Raw genomic sequence first — 18,008 nt, forward strand, 5'->3', positions numbered from 1 at the left:
ACCTGATTCTCGCTCCTGAACCACTGTTCCGCCGAGTCCGGGCTCCAAAGCTCGGCACAAGAATATCCGCTCGAACACAAAAGCAGTTCTGGCAATGGCTACACGGGTCCGGATCTGCGCGTAAGGAGAATGACGATGAAAACCACTACGTTCAAAATGATCGGTGCAGGTGCTGTTCTTGCCGCCGCCATCGCTAGCGTTTCCGCTTTTGCCCACAAGCCTGAACAGCAAGGTATGGGCATGATGGGCGAACACATGGAGACCATGGGCGGCATGATGGGAATGATGTCCGGCATGTCCGCCGAGGATCGTTCCAAAATGCAAGCGGCGTGCATGAAGATGATGCAGAGCCACAACAAAGCGTCGCCATCAAGCAATCAGGACGAATCCAGCCAATAACCAATCAAGAGCACATGGCTGGTGACGCGCCAAATCTGCGACACCAGCCTCACTCAAATCATTTGACAGGAACACTCTATGAGAACCTCTATCGCTGCCGGCTCAATCGCTCTTGCTTTGAGCACTCTTTCTATGGGATTCCAGCTTCACGCCGCCGAACCCACTCTAGTAAACGGCGTATCGGGTAAAACCGATCATGCAATTACCGTTTACAAGAGCCCCAATTGTTCATGTTGTGCCGACTGGGCAGAGCACCTTGAGAGCAATGGATTCGAAGTAAACATTGAGAACACGAGCAACATCAACGAAATCAAAACCCAACATCAGATTCCACGGGACATGGCTTCTTGTCATACCGGCATTATCGACGGCGTGGTGATCGAGGGTCATGTTCCAGCGGACGACATCAAGGCCTACCTGAAATCACGTTCTCAACCATTCGGCGACAAGACACTCGGCCTCGCTGTCCCTGGCATGCCACATGGCACACCAGGCATGGAAACCGGCAGGCAGGATAACTATGACGTGATGGCATTTACCGCCGACGGCAAGGCTCAAAGCGTCAAACGATACGAGTTCTGATATGCCGGATCTCGCAACCTGGGGCACTCTGGCCGCCTTTCTCGGCGGCCTTGTGTCCTTCTTCTCCCCTTGTACCCTTCCGCTCGTACCGGGTTATCTATCCGTTGTGACCGGCGGCGCGGTAAGCGAAGCCTCAAATAGGTTGAAGGCTTTTTGGTTGAGCCTTTGTTTTGTGATGGGGTTCAGTTTGGTTTTTGTCGCGCTCGGTGCGAGCGCCAGCCTCCTGGGCCAATGGCTGATGGCCTACCGTCAGGAAGCCAATCTGGTGGCAGGCGCACTGATTGTGCTGATGGGGCTATTCATGCTGGGTTGGTGGAGCATGCCCGCACTGCAACGCGACTGGCGCCTGGGGCAGACACTGGAAGGTGGGAGGCCAACGGCGGCCTTTTTGCTGGGTGTGGCCTTTGCCGTCGGATGGACGCCCTGTATTGGTCCCATACTTGGGGCCATTCTGGCTCTGAGCTCTACGCATGCCAACGCCGAAACGGGAATGCTGTATCTGGCAATATATTCGTTGGGACTGGCGTTGCCTTTTCTTGGGAGCGCCCTGTTCATTGAGCATTTTCGCAAGCGCATCCGCGGCCTGAGCCGCTGGAGCAGGTTTCTGAGAGCGCTGGCTGGTTTGGTGTTAATTGTCATGGGCGTGATGGTGTTAACCGGTCAAATGACTCGGCTTGCCACATGGATGCTATCCACATTTCCAGTATTGGGAGAGCTCGGCTAATGTTTTTCAGGAAGTGAGAATGCCTTGGTCTTCGAGTCGCAATAACGGTCTGCCTCAAGCCTCTGTGGTTTCGATGATCCCGGTGTGCAATGACGCAATTAGAGGACAATGAACGTCCCCTTTTTGCATATGGCATCGGGCGACCATGTCGCTCAGAACATTCTCAATCCTCTCGAGCTTTTTGATCTTTCCACGCACGGACTCCAGTTTGTGCTCGGCCAGGACACTGGCTTCCTGGCAGTGGGCGCCATCTTCCAGCCGAAGCAGGTCGATAATCTCGTCGAGACTGAAGCCTAAGTTCTGCGCCGATTTCACGAACGTCAATCGATCAATATCGGCAGAACCATAGCGTCTAATTCCGCCGGGAGGGCGCTGGGGCTCCGATAACAGACCCCGCCGTTGGTAATAGCGAATGGTCTCGACATGGACACCGGTTGCCTTGGCCAGCCCCCCGATAGTCAGTGGATTTACTTTATTCACCATGCGAGCTTACTCCGTAGTTGACTACGGCGTTAGTTTACTTCATCAAATAAGGTCACTAATAGAGCATTTGCCCATGCAAATCATGGACTACCTTACCTTATCCTGCACAGCAGGATAGTTGTTTGACATCCTTGGTGAAGGTTTGAGCGCACAGTTTCAAACCTTCTACCATCGTCAGGTACGGGAACAGCTCATCGGCAATCTCGTTGACGGTCATGCGCGCACGAAGCGCCATCACCGCGGTCTGGATCAGTTCGCCGGCCTCACCCGCCACGGACTGCACACCCAGTAACCGCCCGCTTTCACGTTCCGCGACCAGTTTGATGAAGCCGCCGGTATCAAAATTGACCAGGGCCCGTGGCACGTTGTCGAGGGTCAGGGTGCGGCTGTCAGTGACGAAGCCTCTTACCTCGGCGTCGGCTTCAGACAAACCGACGGTCGCAATCTGCGGATCGGTAAAGACCACTTCGGGCATGGCGCTGAGATCGAGCCGCGCATCACCACCGGTCATATTGACCGCTGCCCGACTGCCACCGGCAGCGGCGACATAAACGAACTGCGGCTGGTCGGTGCAGTCCCCAGCAGCATAAATGTCGGGCACCGTGGTACGCATACCGTTATCGACTAAAATCGCCCCGCGGGCAGCCTCGACGCCGATAGCCTCCAGGTTCAGTCTGTCTGTGTTCGGTGTGCGTCCCACGGCCACCAGCAGCCGATCGGCCCGCAGCTCCCCCGCGTTCGTGGCGAGAACGAACTCCTCATTGGTATAGCTGATCTGGCTCGCCTGCGTGTTATTCAGAACCTTGATACCCTCGGCCTGGAACGCGGTTTCAATGGCCTCGCCAACCGCCGGGTCTTCACGGGAAAACAGCCGGCTACGCGCCAGGATGGTCACCTCACTGCCCAGCCGGGCAAACGCCTGTGCCAGCTCCACTGCCACGACGGACGCCCCGATGACAGTCAGCCGGTCTGGAATGGTGTCGCTGGCCAGTGCCGTGGTGGACGTCCAGTACGGCGTATCGGACAACCCCGGAACCGGAGGAATGGCTGGCCGCGCACCGGTACCGATGAACGCTTTGTCAAAGCATACTTCGCTTTCCGTGCCGTCAGCTCCCGTCACTGTCAGCGTATTGGAATCGGTAAAACGGGCCTCACCCTGCAGGACAGTGATCGCCGGATTGTCTTCGAGAATCCCCTCATATTTCGCAAGACGAAGTTCATCGACCCGGGCCTGTTGCTGGGACAGCAACCGGGGCCGATCAATCGAAGGCTCGACCGCCCCAATGCCCTCGTCGAACGGACTGGTGCGGCGCAGATGGGCTACGTGAGCGGCGCGGATCATGATCTTAGATGGCACGCAGCCGATATTGACGCAGGTGCCACCAAGAGTGCCACGCTCGATCAGCGTTACCCGGGCTCCGCGTTCCGCCGACTTCAAAGCGGCGGCCATGGCACTGCCGCCACTGCCAATCACAGCAATATGCAGGTTGTCGTTACTCATTCATGTGACTCCTTGGTAGATGGGCTATCGCAGCAAGCGTCGTATTGCTTTTTGCGCCATAGGGCATAGCAAGTCAGGCCGATAAAAATGGCGAGAGCGGGCAACAGCACGTAATCCAGGTAGCCGGTCAGCGCGGCCAGACCGACAGATCCGAGTAAAACCACCAGAATCGGCGTGAAGCAGCACAGCGCGACCACGACCGTGCCAATAACACTCGCTCGCAACAGGGTCTTGGGATTCTTCATGACTACTCCTGTTGCACCCCAGCCTGTTTCAGTGTGGACGGGTAGCCCGCGTTGGTCGTGGCCTCAGTTATTGCTTCAACGGAGGTTTTCTCATCGTCGAAAGTAACCGTCGCATCACGCTCCTCATAGCGGACCTGGACAGAACTCACCCCATCAACCCTCTTGAGAGCGGCTTTGACGGTGATCGGGCAAGCCGAACAAGTCATTCCGGGAACCGACAAGGTCACCGTCTTTTGCGCCGCCAAGGCAGGCAGGCTGAACAGCGTGAACAGTACGGCAGTGATCAGGGACTTTTTCATGATGTATGGCCTCTCAGTAAAATAGCGGTAAGACGAAAGGGAACGCCAACGCAATCAGTACGAGCAGCGCGACGATCCAGAAGGTGATCTTGTAAGCGGTGCGCACTTGCGGTACTGCGCAGACCTCGCCCGGCTGACAATCCTGTGCAGGCCGGTATATCCGACGCCAGGCAAAGACCATTGCCACCAGAGCAGCACCAATAAACCACGGCCGGTAAGGCTCCAGAGCGGCAAGATTGCCGATCCAGGCACCGGAAACACCGAGGGTAATCAGGACCAGAGGGCCAAGACAGCAGGCCGATGCGAGCACTGCTGCGACCCCGCCTGCGATTAACGATCCCCGACCGGATTTGAACTCTGATTTCAACTCTGACATTACGACGGTTCCCTTCATGACTTTGCTGGCTATCTTCAAAATACTTCCGTAGTCGGCTACGGAGTCAAGCCCTGCAGTCCTATAGAAAGTTCAGCGCTCTTGACCCTGTACCGTGGTACGGGCACTAAACTTATATCTCGAATCTATTGGGTGGGAGTTCTGCCATGACAGACATGACCATTGGCAAAGTGGCTGACGTGGTGGGCGTTGGTGTCGAGACGATTCGTTTTTGCGAACGCCCCCGCGCCGATGCCGGTGATGTGCGGCAACGGGCGCTGGCAAAGCTGAACGATGTCGACCAGAAGATTGGCCAGTTACGACAAATCCGACAGGGGCTTGAGGCACTTGTGGACCGTTGCCCCGGACAGGGTGCGGGCTATTCCACAAACCTCATGAACCGGACAGAGTAATTCCTTAACGCCGTTTCTTGGTACGGAGTCTACCGTCGAAACGCAGTTTCATCTCACCAGAGGGACGCGTCATGTCAAAGCAATATTTCTTGGTTTTAGCAGCCCTAATATTCAGCGTTTCGGCGATAGCAGCCGACAAACACTACGTATTGGGCGTGGACGGCCTGGCCTGTCCCTTCTGTGCCTATGGCATCGAAAAACATCTGAATAAAGTAGATGGCGTCACCGATGTGCAGGTCGATGTGGGTGAGAGTCTGGTGCGTGTCACTCTTGAAGAGGGCAAGACCCTCTCAGAGGAGCGGGCACGTCAGGCTGTCGACGAGGCCGGCTTCACGCTGCGCTCATACTCAGAGGCCGAAGGTGAAACAGGAGGCAGTGATGCGAAATAACAACCAGTCAATAGGCTTGTCCCTGCTGGTCGGCGCCCTGGTACTGATCGGTGTGCCTTCGGCACAAGCAGCACCCAACACCTTTAACACGGCTCTGCCCGTGCCGCAGGGTGAAACCATCTGGCGGGAGCAACTGGTCTTGCGGGAACGTTCCGACGGTGGCCCCATGGATCGTGAGGTCTCGGTCCAGGCTCTGGGCAGCGTACTCGGCTATGGCATTACCCCGAAGCTCGCGGTGTTCGGCGTTATCCCTTACTTTTTCAACAAGGCACTGGACGTCACCACTCCCATGGGCCGAATTGAGCGGGATACCGGCGGCATCGGCGACGTCTCGCTGTTCGGGCGTTACACGGTTTACCAGGACGACTTCACCGGTGGCACCTTCCGGGTCGCGCCGATTTTCGGGCTCACTGCACCAACCGGGGACAGTGACGACCGCGATCGTTTTGGCGAACTGCCACGCCCATTGCAGGTTGGTGACGGAGCCTGGGATGGGTTCGGCGGTGTGGTAGCCACCTATCAGACGCTGCAGTACCAAATGGACGCGCAGTTCCTTTACCGCGAAAATGGGCGCCACGACGGCTTCGCTCACGGCGACGAGACCCGCCTTGACGCCTCACTGCAATACCGGGTGTGGCCGCTCAGCCTTGAAGGCGTCTCCGGCACACCGGGCTTTACCTACGCCCTGCTCGAATCCAGTTTTGTTCACCACGAGCGCAACGAGATTGGCAGGGTTACCGATGCCAATTCCGGTGGTACTCAGTGGCTGCTGGCGCCAGGCGTGCAATACATCACACGACGCTGGGTCGTCGAGGGCACAGTACAACTGCCCGTCGCCGAAGATCCCAATGGCGACGCCATTCAGGACGATTACATTGTACGCGTTGGCTTTCGCCGCAACTTCTAGGGTTTGAGGGCATCATGAAAAACGTTGGACAATGGCTGGCCTACATTGCGCTCGGGTTGGTGACAGTAATCACTCTGCTTGGCTACACAGGCGGAGCTATCAACCGGAATCAGGAACCGCCCTACTCGCTGACGCTTGCCTGGGGCGAAAAAGGCAGTGCTCCAGGGCAACTCAATGATCCCACCGGTGTTGCGGTAACAGACACCGAGGTTTTCGTCTCCGATGCCCGCAACGGACGTATCCAGGTTTTCGATCACCAAGGACACTTCAAGCGTAAATTCGGTACGCCCGGCGATGGGATCGGTGAACTCGGGCGCCCCATGAATCTGACCATTCACGACGATAAACTCTACGTGCCCGAATACATGAACGACCGGATTCAGGTGTTCAGCCTGACTGGCGAGCCGCTGAGTATGATTGGCAGCCTCGGGAAGGGGCCTGGCCAGTTTAACGCGCCCGGCGGTGTTGCCGTAGCGGACAACGGTGATCTGTTCGTGGCGGACTTTTATAACCATCGTGTACAGCATTTGCGGGCGGATGGCTCTTTCGTACAACAGTGGGGAACAACCGGTGTGACAGGCAGGGGTGCCGGGGAGTTTACCTATCCCACCGACGTAGCGCTGGGAAAGGATGGGATGCTCTACGTGGCCGATGGCTACGGTAATCGTGTCCAGGCCTTCGATACCACGGGCGACTTTCTGCACAAGTGGGGAGGCCCCTTCGCCATCGGCCTTTACGGGCCGTTCAAAGGCTGGTTCACAACCACAACGTCCATCGCCCTGGGGCCCAACGGTGAGGTCTTTGTGGCCGACTTCTACAATGACCGGATCCAGACATTCACCGCTCGGGGCGACTATCTCACCGCATTCGGAACACCACCTGAGAACCCCGGTCACACAGCGATGGCGGTTGACGTTGGCCGCGATGGAGCGGTGTGGAGCGTGAACTTTGCCGACAACCGGGTTGAGAAATGGAAAGCTATTAACCCATAAGGCTTTCCATATCCCGAATTCAACCCGGTTTTTTTATGCCCTGACTAAACTCCGGGCTTACCGATTTCGCAGGTATTTGATCAGTGCCAGGATGCCCAACACCAGTAGCGTGATCAGCAGTAGCGGCATAATCATCATGGGCAGCATCATCCAGCCCATGCCAGACATCATGGAATTGCACGCCTCCCAGAACCCACTCTCGGGGGCTGCTAGCGCAACCCCGGGTAACAGAATCAGTGTGGATAGCACGACCAAAAATAGTTTCATGGTTAATCTCCTTTTAGTTTGATACACCGGTGATTTGCAGGGCTTCGTAACGAGCCTTGGCACTAAACAGGTCGCGAATGACCGCTTCCCGGGTGAGCTTTACGCCAGTGAGCTGTCTTGCGCTGTTGATCGCATCTTCCAGTCTGCCAGTGCCGCTGGCCAGCTCGTTCAGGCTGGCTTCCCAATGGGCGCTCTGGTTGGGAAGGTGTCGCTGGTCAAGAATTTCAAGGCGGCCATAGCCCGCCTGAACGGACGCCTTTACATCACCAATTGACGCCTGCAAATCGCGGTGGGCTTGAGTGGTTTGCCACTGTCGCTGAGAGACTTCGGCCGCGGCCCTGCGAACGGCACTGTTCTGTCGTTGCCCGCTGAACGGAATCTGAATGCCCACGCCCACCATCCAGCGCTTGCTTTCGTCAGCCCACAGGCTGTTGTAGCCTGCACTGGCTGTAAATGTGGGCCTGCGGTCGGCTTCCGCTGCATCCAGCCGGGCCTGGGCTTTTGCAGTTCGTGCCTCTGCGGCCTGAACCAGTGGGTGATCGGTTTCCACGGGGATATCCGCCACCATTGGCATGCGGGGAGGCACGGGCAACACCAGCTCGGATGGTTGCGGGCGACGCCCCAATAAAGGAATCAGGCTGGCGGAGAGGCGACCCTGTTCAGCCTGAAGCTCAACCAGTTGCGCATCCAGAGTATCCAGTTCCGTTTCTATCCTGAGCAACTCGCTCTGGGTGCCTTCGCCGTATTCCAGTCTTTGCCGGGTTATGTCCGCTAATTGTTCCACCAGGGCGCGGGTTTCGTGATGCAACTCAATGGCCCGGTCCGAATACCACAAGCGGGCATAGGCCTCCTTAACGGAAGCAGTCAGTTTCCGTGTCTGCCACAGGGTGTCCTGTCTTGCCGCACGCACGCCCGCCTCCGAGGCGCCACGGGACGCCGATAGCTGATCCGGCCACGGCAGTTTTTGACTGACTTCAAATCGGTGCCCGACCATATTGGGACCTTCAAGCGTTTCGGGTGCAATGCCGTACTTGACGACAGGGTCAGCCCAGGTATCTGAACCTTCCACGTTCGCCTCCGCTGCCTCGATTGCAGCTTGCTGCGCACTCAGGGAGGCGTTGTTGGCCAGCGCCTCCGCAATCCATTGCTCCAACGTTTCACGGGTTTCCGCCACAGCCGGCATCGAAAGTGCGATGAATGCCGCCAGAGTTGCCTGAATTCCAAGGCGTCGAATCATTGGATCGCTCCTTTTTGGGCAAGCTTTTTCAAACGGGCGCGCTGCCAGAGATAGAAAATCACCGGAATCAGCAGCAAGGTCAGGATCAGCGTGGTGACCATGCCACCGATCATCGGGCCGGCGATGCGTTGCATCACTTCCGAGCCGGTGCCACTGCCCAGCATGATGGGCACCAGGCCAGCTACAATGGCCGCGAAGGTCATCATGATCGGACGCACCCGTTGCGCAGCCCCCTGGCTGATCGCCTGGCGCAGGGCATCCGCCGACAGTTTCCCGGGCTGATGTTCAACGGTCTCCAAAGCGTTGTGCAGGGACTGGTTCAGGTACACCAGCATCAGTACACCGATTTCCACCGCGACTCCGGCCAGGGCAATAAAACCGACGGCCACAGCCACGGACAGGTTGTAACCCAGCAGATACATCAGCCAGATTCCGCCGATCATGCCGAATGGCAGGGTGCCGAGGATAATGCCCACCTCTGTCAGATTGCGGAAGTTCAGGTACAACAGGATGATGATGATCGCCAGGGTCAGCGGGACCACCAGCGTCAGGCGTTCCTTGGCACGCTGCATGTACTCATATTGGCCGGACCAGGCCAGAGAATAGCCGGCGGGCAGATCGATCTGTTTCTGCACCACGGACTGCGCCTCCCTTACCCAACTGCCCAGATCCCGGCCCTCGATATCCACCAGAGTCCAGCCATTGATACGGGCGTTTTCCGACTTGATCATGGGCGGCCCCTTGTCGATCCGGATATCCGCGACATCCGCCAGCGCGATACGCTGGCCATTGGGTGTCACCATCGGCAGCAGGCGCATCTGCTCCACCGAATCCCGGTAACCCTGGGGATAGCGCAGATTGATGGGATAGCGCTCCAGACCCTCCACCGTGCTGGCCACGTTCATGCCGCCAATCGCGGTACGTACGACCGATTGAATGTCTGCGATATTCAGCCCGAAACGAGCGGCAGCCTCGCGCTTTATATCCACCTTGATATAACGTCCTCCGGCCACCCGCTCTGAAAACGCTGAGGCTGTGCCGGGTATGTCAGTCAGCACCCGTTCCAGTTCCTCCCCTATACCCTGGATCACTGCCAAGTCAGGGCCGGCCACCTTGATGCCCACCGGGGTCTTGATGCCGGTGGAGAGCATGTCGATGCGGGTTTTGATCGGCATGACCCAGGCGTTAGTAAGGCCCGGAAGTCTGACGGTCCTGTCCAGTTCCCGGCGCAGAGATTCCGGCGTCACGCCGGGTCGCCACTGGTCCCGTGGTTTGAACTGGATAAAGGTCTCAATCATGGTCAGCGGGGCAGGATCGGTGGCCGTATCGGCGCGGCCGATTTTGCCGAACACGGTCTCCACTTCCGGAATACTGGCAATCAGCTTGTCGGTCTGTTGCAGAATCTGCCGGGCCTTGCCAATGGAGATACCAGGATAGGTGGTGGGCATGTACATCAGATCCCCCTCGTCCAGAGGCGGCATGAATTCACTGCCCAGCTTGTTGGCCGGCCAGAAGCCGATGATCAGCACCACCAGGCCTCCGGCAAGCATCAATGCCGGCCGTCGCAAAGCCCAGCCGATAATCGGTCGGTACAGGGCGATCAGCAGTCGGTTGATGGGGTTGCGATGTTCTGGCAATACCTTGCCACGGATGAAATAGCCCATCAGTACCGGCACCAGGGTAATGGCCAGACCTGCAGCGGCCGCCATGGCGTAGGTTTTGGTGAACGCCAGGGGCGCGAAGAGCTTGCCCTCCTGAGCCTCCAGGGTGAAGACTGGCAGAAAGCTCACGGTGATGATCATCAGTGAGAAAAACAGCGCCGGCCCCACCTCACCCGCGGCCCGCGACATCACGGCCCATCGGTTTTGCGGTGTCAGTGGGGTTCGCTCCATGTGTTTCTGGACGTTCTCCACCATCACAATGGCACCGTCCACCATGGCGCCGATGGCAATGGCGATACCCCCGAGGGACATGATGTTGGCGTTGATGCCCTGGGCGTGCATCACCACGAACGCAGCGAGGATACCCACCGGCAGGCTGACAATGACCACCAGAGAGGAGCGAAGGTGAAACAGGAATACCGCGCAGATCAGGATGACCACCAGGAATTCCTGCAGCAGCTTCCCATACAGGTTGTCCACAGCGTTGTTGATCAGCGTGGAGCGATCATAGGTAGGCACGACTTCTACCCCATCGGGGAGGCTGGCCTTGATATCCTCAAGCCGTTGTTTAACCCCCTCAATGGTTGCCAGTGCGTTTTCGCCGAAGCGCATTACCACAATGCCACCGGCCACCTCGCCTTCGCCATTCAGTTCGGCGATACCCCGACGTATCTGGGGCCCTAACTGGATATCTGCCACATCCTTCAGCAACAAGGGCTTGCCATTATCGCTAACACCTAGCGGTACCTGGCGCAGGTCATCTTCGTTCTGCAGATAGCCGGTAACCCTAACCATGTATTCCGCCTCGGCCATCTCCACCACGGAGGCGCCGGTTTCCTGGTTGGCGCTGTTGATGGCGGCATGAATGCGCTGCAGCGTGATGTTGTGGGCTCTTAGTCGGTCCGGATTCACCACCACCTGGTATTGCTTGACCATGCCGCCAACGCTGGCCACCTCGGACACACCGGGCACGGTCTGCAATTCAAACTTCAGGAACCAGTCCTGAATAGCCCGCAGTTCCGAAAGATCATGCTGACCGGTGCGATCCACCAGGGCGTAGGAGTATACCCAGCCAACGCCGGTCGCATCCGGCCCCAGCTCTGGTTTGGCGGCATCGGGCAATTCCCCGGCCACCTGGCTCAGGTATTCGAGTACCCGGGAGCGGGCCCAGTACAGATCGGTATCGTCATCGAAGATGACGTAAACAAAGGAATCGCCAAAGAAGGAATAGCCCCGAACTGTCTTGGCGCCCGGCACTGACAGCATGGCGGTGGTCAGGGGATAGGTCACCTGGTCTTCCACCACCTGGGGTGCCTGGCCCGGGTAGGGAGTTTTGACGATCACCTGTACATCCGATAGATCCGGGATGGCGTCAATGGGTGTTTCTTTGACGGAATAGAACCCCCACCCCGTCAGGATGAGGGTGGCAAGCAACACAAAAAAACGGTTATGGAGTGACCACTGGATAATGGCGTTAATCATGAGCTGAATCCGGTTTGGTGATGGCCGGGGGCGACTACAATGGCCGCCCCCGGGCTATCGCTACTGTTTACTGATCGAAGTCACTTGCTGGCCCTTGCCAGCGGGCGTCAGGGTGAAGGCCACGGCGTCGTCCTTGCTCAGGCCGTTCAGGTCCACCTCGGGAGCCACGGAAAAGCCCATGGTCATGCTCGGCCAGTTCAGCTCAGGAATGGGCTCATGCTTCAGTGTTACTTTGCGTTTTTCGGTGCTGATCGCGGTGATCACACCCCGGCTCTGGACCGGGCCAGCGGACTCTTTGGTGTCCATGCCGGACATCGAGCCCATGTTGTTATCGGCCGCGGCCAGAGCAGGCCCCAGAGATAATCCGAACACAACAGCCGTCATCAGGGTTTTCAGTTTCATGGTTTTCTCCAGTGGTTATTGCGCGTCTTGCGCAGGTTCGATGCGTTCCACCAGATAGCCTTCCGGCGTCTCGCGGAATCCAAACTTGACAGTCTGATCGGTGGCCAATGCACCCGTTTCGACGGATTCGGCAAGATCAAACGCCATCGTCATGGCCGTCCAGCCAAGGTCGGCTATCGGGCCGTGATCCAGCGTGACTGAAGCATTCTCGGTATCCAGCTCTGTAATCCGGCCAGTGGCTTCAAACAGCTCGGGCGCAGAGTTGTCCGTATCGGTCATGCCGGTAGTGTTCTGCTCCTCGGGTTCCAGTCGCAGCATGGCGGCCTCAAGGCTGGTTTCCGAATCAATTAGGAACTGGGCGGACACCACCACCTGCTGCCCTTCCGTTAGCCCCTCGAGAATGACGACCCTGTCGCCTGCTTCCTGGCCGGTCTTGACGGGCACCGGACGAAAATACCCATCATCTTCTGCCAGCAGCACGTGCTGACTGTCGCTTCGCTGGATCAGCGCCGGGCGTGGGATAGTGAGCAGGTCGTCGCCAATAGGAGCATCCATGGTGAGATTCACGAACATATTGGGGCGCAGCCGGCCATCGGGATTGGGGACGCGCAACCGAGCCCGCAGAGTCCGCGTTTTCGCGTCCAGCTCCGGATAGACGTAGTCAATGGTGGCTTCCCAACGGGTGCCCGGCATGGAGGGTGTGGCGAATTCAACGGCCTGGCCGGTCCTGACCAGCCCGGACTGACGTTCGAAAAACTCGGCGATCACCCACACCGTATCGCGGCTGCCAATGGCCATGATTTCGGTATCCGGGCGCACGTACATACCCGCACGGGCGGGCAAGGCGGCCACATAGCCAGAACCGGGGGCAAACACGGTGATGCGTTCACGCACTTTTCCGGTTTTTTTCAAGTTGGCAATCTGGCTATCCGTCATGCCCAGGGCGCGCAGTTTTCCGCCGGCGGCCGTCGCCTCTGACCCTCGCCTAAGGCGCTCAGACATCAGGAATTCCTGCTGGGCGTTCACCAGCTCCGGTGAATAGATCTCGTACAGCGGCTCACCACGGTTGACCGCTTCCCCCAGTGAGCGCACGTGCAGCACCTCAACCCAGCCGGCAATGCGGCTGTGAACATGGATCAGTTGGTCTTCATCGTCGGTGACGTAGCCCACGGTTCGGACCGGAACAGAAATCGCACCCCGGGACACCGCTTGGGTTTTAACGCCCAGATTGGCCCTGACGGCGGCGCTTATTGTCACCCCACCGTCGTCCCGTCCGCTGTTTTCCTCGGCGTATACCGGCACCAGGTCCATTCCCATGGGAGACTTGCCGGGCTTGTCACGGCGGTAGTTGGCATCCATAGGTGCAACCCAGTACAAGGGCTTACTATCAGATGATTCCTCAGCAGGGTTGCCAGAACCGGCTGACTCGGACATCGGCATGGTTTGTTGACTGGACAGCCAGCCAAGACCAAAGGCGACAGCGATCACTGTCACGATCAGGGCAATGCGCATTGGTATTTCCTCGTTTAAAGCTTTTGAACGCTCGCTCGTGCCCTGGGGGCAGGGTTAACGTGCAAATTAAAGACTCAGTTCAGGCTTTTGAGGAATTGGGGGGTGGTGTGAGGGTATCGAGGATGATGCTGAGATAGCGATCGCGGGAATAAAGGGAGTTGGTGTCAGAAAATGACGATGTTGGCATTACGACATTGCGAAGAAACACCGCAGATAGGCCCGCAATACAGCTGCCAACATTTGCGGCAAGAGTACAGTCCGCTGATGTCATGTCATTGCAGATTACAGATCGTCGCCCAGACGCATCGTTGTCTCCTGCGTCTATACCGCAGTCACCCATATTCATCACATGCGTGCCCTGAGGAAGCGTTTGGTCCGATTCGACATGGGTCAATCCAAGAGCAAATAAAGGCTGAATCACCAATGCCAACAACAACAGGCGAACAACAGCTTTATGGATCACGACATGTGGCAATTCAAGCGACTCATTTGCTAAAGGTTACGAGTTTCGTTGGAAACAGTAAGGCGTGTCTATCACACGGGTCAAGCACTTTATCTTCTTTCTCTGCTACGGGAGTGCTTGGCACTCCATCAAACCGGATCTATTGATCCTAGTACGCTGTCGGGACCTCCAAACCCAACCCTCACCCTACCAAGATAGCCTATAAACCGTTCATTAACCTGTCACCTTAAAACTGAAAAATAAATTTTTTATTTAGAACAATATTTATTCTAATTTTCAGGGTCATTTCAGGAAATGATGATTAAATAAAATGGACAACCAAAAAGGAGATTACGGTTATGAAGAATACACTTTTATTTATTGTAACAATTACTCTTTCAACATATACATTTGCTGGAAACATGTCATCAGATGAGGAGATGAAAACCCCACACGATCAGTCTAAAGATAAGCGCTCCTTCGAAAACATTCTCAACAATGACGAAATGAAACGTTTACACAAGCAGATGACCCGCTATGGCATGTCCGAACCCGGATTCGAGGCACGCCTGGAGATGACCACCACCGACAAAGGCCGGGCGTACCATAGGGCACTGGAAGAAGCAGAGAAAAATACCGCAAGGTGATCCCTGCGGCCAAGTTAACTCATGGAGACATGAGTAATTAAACCAGACGAACCTGAAATCAGGCTGAAATTTTCAACTGATTTCATGGTTAAAAGGGGAATATTATGAAAAAAGTAATGGTGATCGCAGCAATCTCAGCTTTGTTTTCAACTATGGCCTCAGCCAATTCAGGTTTAGCGGACCGTATTAACGAGGCTCGCACTTACCCCAACAAAACTGTTGAATATAAAAAGATTGAAACTTGCATGGAGCACATGAAGAAAAACGAAAAGGTAAGCTAGGTTAGATCGCAGAGCAACGAAAATCATGCAAGCGACATGAGCCATAAATACTCATAAACTGCATTGCATGATTTAGTTGCAACAAAAAACCGACCCCCGCTCAAATGGCGGTGGTCGGTTATCGCTCGTTATCCGAACATTAAAGTGTCACCGTTTTGGCGCCAACCGAATTACCCTTAACCGCAATGCGTTCACGATTACACTAACCGACGACAGCGACATGGCAGCCGCTGCGAAAATCGGGGAAAGCAGTACGCCAAAAAACGGATAAAGAACACCTGCTGCTATCGGAACACCAGCGGAGTTGTACACGAAAGCAAAAAAGAGATTCTGCCGTATATTGCGCATGGTCGCCAGCGACAACCGGCGCGCTTCGACGATACCCATCAGGTCGCCACGCAGCAGGGTAATCCCCGCGCTTTCGATGGCCACATCGGTGCCCGTACCCATGGCCACACCGACATCCGCGGTTGCCAATGCAGGCGCATCATTTACGCCATCTCCCGCCATCACCACAACACGGCCTTCGTCTTTCAGGCGCTGAACAATCTTGCCCTTGTCTTCCGGCAAGACTTCCGCCTCCACTTCATCAATATGGAGCTTGCGGGCAACTGCCTCGGCCGAGGTGCGGTTATCGCCAGTCAGCATCACCACCCGAATTCCGTCTTTCTGCAGGGCCGAAATGGCGGCCTCGGTGGTTTCCTTCACCGGATCGGAAATCGCCAGCAAGCCCGCGACATTCCCATCGACGGCGACAAAAATCACGGTGGCGCCATCTTTACGGAGCTGGTCGGCTTCCCTATCAAATCGCGTCGTGTCGACATTCTCTGACTCCATGAGAAGGCGGTTGCCAAGTAGCACCCGATTGCCGTCGATTCGACCGGTAACCCCTTTGCCATTCGGAGAGTCAAAGCCTTCCGCATCCGGAAGCTTCAGGTCCATCCCCTTGGCTTTATCGAGAATGGCGTGAGCCAGTGGATGCTCACTACCTTTCTCCAGACCGCCGGCAAGGCGCATCAAATTACTGTCAGAGAAACCGTTTGCCGCGACGATTCGGGTGACTTGCGGCTTGCCCTCTGTCAACGTGCCGGTTTTATCCACCACCACGGTGTCCACCTTCTCCATACGTTCCAGGGCTTCCGCATCGCGAATGAGTACGCCACTTTGGGCACCGCGTCCGACACCCACCATGATGGACATGGGTGTTGCCAAGCCGAGTGCGCAAGGGCAGGCAATGATCAGAACACTGACCGCCGCAATCAGCCCGAATGCCATGGGCGGTGCGGGGCCAAAGAATGACCAGACGATGAAGGCGACAATGGCAATCAAAATCACCGCCGGTACAAACCAGCCTGCGACCTTGTCGGCCAGCCCCTGGATCGGTGCGCGGCTGCGCTGGGCGCTGGCCACCATCTGAACAATTTGGGACAGCATCGTGTCGCGGCCAACCTTGTCGGCGCGCATGATGAAGCTGCCCTGCTGGTTAATGCTGCCGCCGATCACCTGGTCGCCGGACTTCTTGCTGACCGCCAGGGGCTCACCGGTCACCATGGACTCATCCACGTTGGAGCTGCCTTCCAGTACCTCGCCGTCCAGCGGCACCTTGTCGCCGGGACGCACCCGCAACCGGTCTCCCACCTTGACCTGATCCAACGACACATCAGACTCACCGCCATCATCGTCCAGTTTTCTGGCCGTCGCCGGTGCCAGATCCAGCAACGCCTTGATCGCGCCGGAGGTTTTCTCCCGGGCCCGCAATTCCAGCACCTGCCCAAGTAACACCAGCACCACGATGACCGCAGCCGCCTCGAAGTAAACGGCGACCGAACCGTCTTCCTGCCGAAAGGCGTCGGGGAAAATCTGGGGCGCCAATGTCGCCACCAGGCTGTAGATCAGCGCCACGCCAGTACCAATGGCAATCAGCGTAAACATGTTCAGATTCCGGCTGACCACGGACTTCCAGCCTCTGACAAAGAACGGCCAGCCACACCAGGCCACGACGGGCGTCGCCAACACCAGTTGAATCCAGTTGGACATTTGTGGGGCTATAAGGTGATCAAGCCCCGTTAAGTGCCCTCCCATCTCCAACACCAATACCGGCAGTGCCAGCACCAGGCCAATCCAGAAGCGGCGGGTCATGTCTTTGAGCTCCGCCGAAGGCTCGTCATCCAGACTTACCTGCTCGGGCTCCAGGGCCATACCGCAGATCGGGCAATCCCCGGGGCCCTGCTGCCGGATTTCCGGATGCATCGGACAGGTGTACATGGTGCCCGGAGCCACGGGTTCTTCCGGCTTCTGTTCTCCACTGAGGTAGTGTTCCGGATCCTCATCAAACTTTGACTGGCAGCGTGAGGAGCAGAAGTACCAGGTTTTGCCACCGTGTTCGCTGCGATGCTCTGCCGAGTGGGGATCCACCGACATGCCGCAAACCGGATCCTTGACGGCGTGCGCGCCGGCATCTTTGTGATCATGGCTGTGGTTGTGGTTGTGACTGTCGTGATGGTGGACATGTTGATGCTCAGCCATTCTGGTCTCCCTTTTGGTCTGCCGGCCAATCCGCGAACGCGATGAAATAGAGTAGAACAAGGTTGACGATAGGGATGAGTATCAACACGCCCAACCACCCCGGGTAGCCTGTTCGCTGGCAGATACGCCAAGCCGGAATCACCACCACAATGGCGATCACCAGCATCCACAACCAGTGCCCGGCCCACATGGTGTTTCCAAACATGTCATTGTTCATCATGGTAGTGCTCTCCCTGTCGAATTC

General features: G+C 56.9%; 22 protein-coding genes. 9 read left to right on the top strand and 13 right to left on the bottom strand.

Annotation, left to right across the window (positions count from 1 at the left end):
• Window positions 1-135 precede the first annotated feature (135 nt).
• The 3 genes from U5822_RS00890 to U5822_RS00900 all read left to right on the top strand — a co-directional run bounded on the left by U5822_RS00890 (window position 136) and on the right by U5822_RS00900 (window position 1,705).
• A complete protein-coding gene (locus U5822_RS00890; protein WP_322853739.1) occupies window positions 136-399 on the top strand; it encodes a hypothetical protein in 264 nt (87 codons plus the stop codon).
• Window positions 400-477: 78 nt separating this feature from the next.
• Complete coding sequence (locus tag U5822_RS00895) at window positions 478-981, top strand: DUF411 domain-containing protein (protein ID WP_322853740.1); 504 nt, start codon at window positions 478-480, stop codon at window positions 979-981.
• A 1-nt stretch (window position 982) separates the two neighbouring features.
• Window positions 983-1,705 (top strand): cytochrome c biogenesis CcdA family protein, encoded by a 723-nt coding sequence (locus U5822_RS00900; RefSeq protein ID WP_322853741.1) that lies wholly within the window; start codon window positions 983-985, stop codon window positions 1,703-1,705.
• A gap of 54 nt (window positions 1,706-1,759) precedes the next feature.
• Here the strand turns inward: U5822_RS00900 and merR are convergent, their stop codons facing one another.
• The 5 genes from merR to merT form a co-directional block, all read right to left on the bottom strand.
• Window positions 1,760-2,188, bottom strand: coding sequence for an Hg(II)-responsive transcriptional regulator (merR, locus tag U5822_RS00905; protein ID WP_322853742.1), 429 nt, complete (start codon window positions 2,186-2,188; stop codon window positions 1,760-1,762).
• Window positions 2,189-2,285: 97 nt separating this feature from the next.
• Window positions 2,286-3,689: a mercury(II) reductase gene (merA, locus tag U5822_RS00910; RefSeq protein WP_322853743.1), complete on the bottom strand. Its 1,404-nt coding sequence runs from the start codon at window positions 3,687-3,689 to the stop codon at window positions 2,286-2,288.
• On the bottom strand, window positions 3,686-3,934 hold the full coding sequence (merF, locus tag U5822_RS00915; protein ID WP_322853744.1) for a mercury resistance system transport protein MerF: 249 nt from the start codon (window positions 3,932-3,934) through the stop codon (window positions 3,686-3,688). Before merF ends, merA begins: the two co-directional genes overlap by 4 nt.
• A gap of 2 nt (window positions 3,935-3,936) precedes the next feature.
• Window positions 3,937-4,233 carry a mercury resistance system periplasmic binding protein MerP gene (gene merP / locus U5822_RS00920; RefSeq protein WP_322853745.1) on the bottom strand — a complete coding sequence of 99 codons (297 nt, stop codon included), beginning with the start codon at window positions 4,231-4,233 and terminating at the stop codon, window positions 3,937-3,939.
• Between the two features lie 13 nt (window positions 4,234-4,246).
• Window positions 4,247-4,609 (bottom strand): mercuric ion transporter MerT, encoded by a 363-nt coding sequence (gene merT, locus U5822_RS00925; protein WP_286222358.1) that lies wholly within the window; start codon window positions 4,607-4,609, stop codon window positions 4,247-4,249.
• A 164-nt stretch (window positions 4,610-4,773) separates the two neighbouring features.
• Between merT and U5822_RS00930 the strand changes: the two genes are divergently transcribed.
• The 4 genes from U5822_RS00930 to U5822_RS00945 all read left to right on the top strand — a co-directional run bounded on the left by U5822_RS00930 (window position 4,774) and on the right by U5822_RS00945 (window position 7,307).
• Window positions 4,774-5,019 carry a MerR family transcriptional regulator gene (locus U5822_RS00930; RefSeq protein ID WP_322853746.1) on the top strand — a complete coding sequence of 82 codons (246 nt, stop codon included), beginning with the start codon at window positions 4,774-4,776 and terminating at the stop codon, window positions 5,017-5,019.
• A 71-nt stretch (window positions 5,020-5,090) separates the two neighbouring features.
• Window positions 5,091-5,408, top strand: coding sequence for a heavy-metal-associated domain-containing protein (locus U5822_RS00935; protein WP_322853747.1), 318 nt, complete (start codon window positions 5,091-5,093; stop codon window positions 5,406-5,408).
• Window positions 5,398-6,315 (top strand): transporter family protein, encoded by a 918-nt coding sequence (locus U5822_RS00940; protein ID WP_322853748.1) that lies wholly within the window; start codon window positions 5,398-5,400, stop codon window positions 6,313-6,315. Before U5822_RS00935 ends, U5822_RS00940 begins: the two co-directional genes overlap by 11 nt.
• Window positions 6,316-6,329: 14 nt before the next feature.
• On the top strand, window positions 6,330-7,307 hold the full coding sequence (locus U5822_RS00945) for an NHL repeat-containing protein (protein WP_322853749.1): 978 nt from the start codon (window positions 6,330-6,332) through the stop codon (window positions 7,305-7,307).
• Window positions 7,308-7,364: 57 nt separating this feature from the next.
• Here U5822_RS00945 and U5822_RS00950 read toward each other — a convergent pair whose 3' ends face one another.
• The 6 genes from U5822_RS00950 to U5822_RS00975 all read right to left on the bottom strand — a co-directional run bounded on the left by U5822_RS00950 (window position 7,365) and on the right by U5822_RS00975 (window position 14,331).
• A complete protein-coding gene (locus U5822_RS00950) occupies window positions 7,365-7,574 on the bottom strand; it encodes a hypothetical protein (RefSeq protein WP_138440360.1) in 210 nt (69 codons plus the stop codon).
• 13 nt (window positions 7,575-7,587) lie between these two features.
• Window positions 7,588-8,811, bottom strand: a complete 1,224-nt coding sequence (locus U5822_RS00955) for a TolC family protein (protein WP_322853750.1) — start codon at window positions 8,809-8,811, stop codon at window positions 7,588-7,590.
• Window positions 8,808-11,954: an efflux RND transporter permease subunit gene (locus U5822_RS00960; RefSeq protein ID WP_322853751.1), complete on the bottom strand. Its 3,147-nt coding sequence runs from the start codon at window positions 11,952-11,954 to the stop codon at window positions 8,808-8,810. Before U5822_RS00960 ends, U5822_RS00955 begins: the two co-directional genes overlap by 4 nt.
• Before the next feature lie 60 nt (window positions 11,955-12,014).
• Window positions 12,015-12,356 (bottom strand): copper-binding protein, encoded by a 342-nt coding sequence (locus U5822_RS00965; RefSeq protein WP_052472119.1) that lies wholly within the window; start codon window positions 12,354-12,356, stop codon window positions 12,015-12,017.
• A 15-nt stretch (window positions 12,357-12,371) separates the two neighbouring features.
• Entirely contained in the window at window positions 12,372-13,868 is a 1,497-nt protein-coding gene (locus tag U5822_RS00970) for an efflux RND transporter periplasmic adaptor subunit (RefSeq protein ID WP_322853752.1), read from the bottom strand.
• Window positions 13,869-13,947: 79 nt separating this feature from the next.
• On the bottom strand, window positions 13,948-14,331 hold the full coding sequence (locus U5822_RS00975) for a hypothetical protein (RefSeq protein WP_322853753.1): 384 nt from the start codon (window positions 14,329-14,331) through the stop codon (window positions 13,948-13,950).
• Window positions 14,332-14,669: 338 nt separating this feature from the next.
• Between U5822_RS00975 and U5822_RS00980 the strand changes: the two genes are divergently transcribed.
• Window positions 14,670-14,957: a hypothetical protein gene (locus U5822_RS00980; protein WP_041343150.1), complete on the top strand. Its 288-nt coding sequence runs from the start codon at window positions 14,670-14,672 to the stop codon at window positions 14,955-14,957.
• Window positions 14,958-15,061: 104 nt separating this feature from the next.
• Window positions 15,062-15,238 (top strand): hypothetical protein, encoded by a 177-nt coding sequence (locus U5822_RS00985; RefSeq protein ID WP_162484124.1) that lies wholly within the window; start codon window positions 15,062-15,064, stop codon window positions 15,236-15,238.
• 147 nt (window positions 15,239-15,385) lie between these two features.
• On the opposite strand, the gene U5822_RS00990 is transcribed toward U5822_RS00985, so the two are convergent.
• Both U5822_RS00990 and U5822_RS00995 read right to left on the bottom strand, forming a co-directional pair.
• Complete coding sequence (locus U5822_RS00990; RefSeq protein WP_322854193.1) at window positions 15,386-17,764, bottom strand: heavy metal translocating P-type ATPase; 2,379 nt, start codon at window positions 17,762-17,764, stop codon at window positions 15,386-15,388.
• The gene (locus U5822_RS00995) at window positions 17,757-17,984 is read right to left on the bottom strand and encodes a membrane protein (RefSeq protein ID WP_041343154.1); all 228 of its coding nucleotides are present in this window, start codon (window positions 17,982-17,984) and stop codon (window positions 17,757-17,759) included. The genes U5822_RS00990 and U5822_RS00995 overlap by 8 nt, the downstream gene beginning before the upstream one ends.
• Window positions 17,985-18,008: the final 24 nt, after the last annotated feature.

This window comes from Marinobacter qingdaonensis, assembly GCF_034555935.1.
In the GTDB taxonomy this organism is placed as follows: domain Bacteria; phylum Pseudomonadota; class Gammaproteobacteria; order Pseudomonadales; family Oleiphilaceae; genus Marinobacter; species Marinobacter qingdaonensis.

What these genes read in the sequence shown, in the direction of transcription:
- merT (WP_286222358.1), bottom strand. Translation starts at nt 4,609, where the DNA reads ATGTCAGAGTTGAAATCAGAGTTCAAATCCGGTCGGGGATCGTTAATC.
- merA (WP_322853743.1), bottom strand. Translation starts at nt 3,689, where the DNA reads ATGAGTAACGACAACCTGCATATTGCTGTGATTGGCAGTGGCGGCAGT.
- U5822_RS00980 (WP_041343150.1), top strand. Translation starts at nt 14,670, where the DNA reads ATGAAGAATACACTTTTATTTATTGTAACAATTACTCTTTCAACATAT.
- U5822_RS00935 (WP_322853747.1), top strand. Translation starts at nt 5,091, where the DNA reads ATGTCAAAGCAATATTTCTTGGTTTTAGCAGCCCTAATATTCAGCGTT.
- U5822_RS00945 (WP_322853749.1), top strand. Translation starts at nt 6,330, where the DNA reads ATGAAAAACGTTGGACAATGGCTGGCCTACATTGCGCTCGGGTTGGTG.
- U5822_RS00995 (WP_041343154.1), bottom strand. Translation starts at nt 17,984, where the DNA reads ATGATGAACAATGACATGTTTGGAAACACCATGTGGGCCGGGCACTGG.
- merR (WP_322853742.1), bottom strand. Translation starts at nt 2,188, where the DNA reads ATGGTGAATAAAGTAAATCCACTGACTATCGGGGGGCTGGCCAAGGCA.
- U5822_RS00955 (WP_322853750.1), bottom strand. Translation starts at nt 8,811, where the DNA reads ATGATTCGACGCCTTGGAATTCAGGCAACTCTGGCGGCATTCATCGCA.
- U5822_RS00895 (WP_322853740.1), top strand. Translation starts at nt 478, where the DNA reads ATGAGAACCTCTATCGCTGCCGGCTCAATCGCTCTTGCTTTGAGCACT.
- merF (WP_322853744.1), bottom strand. Translation starts at nt 3,934, where the DNA reads ATGAAGAATCCCAAGACCCTGTTGCGAGCGAGTGTTATTGGCACGGTC.
- U5822_RS00960 (WP_322853751.1), bottom strand. Translation starts at nt 11,954, where the DNA reads ATGATTAACGCCATTATCCAGTGGTCACTCCATAACCGTTTTTTTGTG.
- U5822_RS00900 (WP_322853741.1), top strand. Translation starts at nt 983, where the DNA reads ATGCCGGATCTCGCAACCTGGGGCACTCTGGCCGCCTTTCTCGGCGGC.
- U5822_RS00930 (WP_322853746.1), top strand. Translation starts at nt 4,774, where the DNA reads ATGACAGACATGACCATTGGCAAAGTGGCTGACGTGGTGGGCGTTGGT.
- U5822_RS00940 (WP_322853748.1), top strand. Translation starts at nt 5,398, where the DNA reads ATGCGAAATAACAACCAGTCAATAGGCTTGTCCCTGCTGGTCGGCGCC.
- U5822_RS00890 (WP_322853739.1), top strand. Translation starts at nt 136, where the DNA reads ATGAAAACCACTACGTTCAAAATGATCGGTGCAGGTGCTGTTCTTGCC.
- U5822_RS00990 (WP_322854193.1), bottom strand. Translation starts at nt 17,764, where the DNA reads ATGGCTGAGCATCAACATGTCCACCATCACGACAGTCACAACCACAAC.
- U5822_RS00965 (WP_052472119.1), bottom strand. Translation starts at nt 12,356, where the DNA reads ATGAAACTGAAAACCCTGATGACGGCTGTTGTGTTCGGATTATCTCTG.
- U5822_RS00970 (WP_322853752.1), bottom strand. Translation starts at nt 13,868, where the DNA reads ATGCGCATTGCCCTGATCGTGACAGTGATCGCTGTCGCCTTTGGTCTT.
- U5822_RS00950 (WP_138440360.1), bottom strand. Translation starts at nt 7,574, where the DNA reads ATGAAACTATTTTTGGTCGTGCTATCCACACTGATTCTGTTACCCGGG.
- U5822_RS00985 (WP_162484124.1), top strand. Translation starts at nt 15,062, where the DNA reads ATGAAAAAAGTAATGGTGATCGCAGCAATCTCAGCTTTGTTTTCAACT.
- merP (WP_322853745.1), bottom strand. Translation starts at nt 4,233, where the DNA reads ATGAAAAAGTCCCTGATCACTGCCGTACTGTTCACGCTGTTCAGCCTG.